This window comes from Halospina sp. K52047b (assembly GCF_008709855.1).
In the GTDB taxonomy this organism is placed as follows: Bacteria; Pseudomonadota; Gammaproteobacteria; order Pseudomonadales; family Oleiphilaceae; genus Halospina; species Halospina utahensis_B.
This window is the reverse complement of record NZ_VYJH01000026.1, coordinates 1-1,762: the sequence shown is the minus strand read 5'-3', so window position 1 is coordinate 1,762 and position 1,762 is coordinate 1. Positions and strand designations below refer to the sequence as shown.

The following is a 1,762-nucleotide window of genomic DNA, read 5'->3' as shown; positions in this document are numbered from 1 at the left end:
AAGTTGCATTACGAGGCGCTCGGATAGGCGTTTTTGCGTGCGCCAGGGCGCTGTTTTTGCTATCATTTCGCCATGAAATCAACGCCTGATAACGCCCCTTCAGCCCCCGATCTCAGTGGTCTTTCGCCCACTGAGATGGCCGGCGTTATCAGCGATCTCCAGCAGCAACTCCAGGCCAGCGAGCAGGCGCTTGCGAGCCAGCGCGAACAGCATGAACAGGCCATCCGCCAACGCGACACCCGCATTGATCTGCTCGAGGAAATGCTGCGGCTGAAAACCCTCCAGAAGTTCGCCGCCAGTAGTGAGAAGCATCGCTACCAGGTCACGCTTTTCGATGAGGCGGAGGTGGAAGCCGAGATCGAGGCCCTGCGCGAGGAAGTTGGGGACGACGACGATGAACCGGATCCGGATGAGCCACCGCGCCCGGCGCGCAAGTGCGCCCAGCGCGGCTTCTCAGCCGCACTGCGGCGCAAGCGCATCGAGCTGACCTTAAGCGACGAGGAAAAGGCCGGTGCCACCAAGACCTTCTTTACCAAGGTCAAGGAAGAGCTGGAGTACATCCCCGCGCAGTTGAACGTGCTCGAATACTGGCAGGAAAGGGCCGTGTTCGAGCACGACGATGGCGAAGAGGCCGTGGTGGGCGCGTCGCGCCCGGTCCATCCGCTGGGCAAGTGCATGGCCACCACCTCGCTGCTGGCCCACATCATCACCTCGAAGTACGCCGATGGCCTGCCGCTGTACCGGCTGGAAAGCATGCTGGCGCGGCTCGGGCACCCGATCAGCCGCACCAGCATGGCGCACTGGATCATCCGGCTGAACGAGGTGTTCAAGCCACTGATCAACCTCATGCGCGAGGCACAGAACACCAGCGACTACCTCCAGGCCGATGAGACCCGCCTGCAGGTGCTCAAGGAGGACGGCAAAACCGCCCAGTCCGATAAATGGATCTGGGTGACGCGGGGTGGCCCACCGGGCCAGCCCACGGTGCTGTTCGAGTACGACCCCTCACGGGCGGGCAGCGTGCCCGTGCGCCTGCTCGATGACTTCAATGGCATCCTGCAAGCCGATGGTTACTCCGGCTACGGGAAGGTGTGTCGGGATAACGCCATCACCCGGATCGGGTGCTGGGACCATGCCCGTCGCAAGTTCGTCGAGGCCTCGAAGGCAGCACCGTCGAAAAAGAAGGGCAAAGGCCAACGCCAGACCGCCAAGGCCGACGTCGCCCTGGGCCATATCCGCAAGCTCTACGCCATTGAGCGCCGGATCAAAGAGATGGGCGATGACGAGCGCTATCGCATCCGCCAGGCCGAGAGCCTGCCCCGGCTGCAGGCGTTCAAGAGCTGGTTGGACGCCAATGCCGACAAAGTCGCGAAGGGCTCACTGACCCGCAAGGCCATGGACTATGCCCTGAACCAGTGGGAGACCCTTGTGGGCTACTGCCAGCGTGGGGATCTGCAGATCAGCAACGCCCTGGCCGAGAACGCCATCCGCCCGTTCGCGCTTGGACGCAGGGCGTGGCTGTTTGCAGATACCGCGCGAGGGGCCAACGCCAGTGCCACTTGTTACTCGCTCATTGAGACGGCTAGGGCGAACGGTCTGGAGCCCTCCGCCTATATCCACCACCTCCTCAACCATATCGCCGAGGCGGACACCGTCGAGAAACTGGAAGCGCTGCTGCCCTGGAATACCGACCTGGAGCCGGCTCCAAAAAAGAGCTGATCAATGCGCCTGGGGCAAGTGGGTCGATTTGCGGGCGCTTACA

The 1,762-nt window shown here is 62.8% G+C and carries 1 protein-coding gene; it reads left to right on the top strand.

The window, feature by feature from the left end; all coding sequences use genetic code 11:
• Positions 1-72 precede the first annotated feature (72 nt).
• A complete protein-coding gene (gene tnpC / locus F3089_RS15705; RefSeq protein WP_151441723.1) occupies positions 73-1,719 on the top strand; it encodes an IS66 family transposase in 1,647 nt (548 codons plus the stop codon).
• Positions 1,720-1,762: the final 43 nt, after the last annotated feature.

Bases quoted from the DNA above. Each gene is read 5' to 3' on its own strand.
- tnpC (WP_151441723.1), top strand. From the start codon at position 73: ATGAAATCAACGCCTGATAACGCCCCTTCAGCCCCCGATCTCAGTGGT.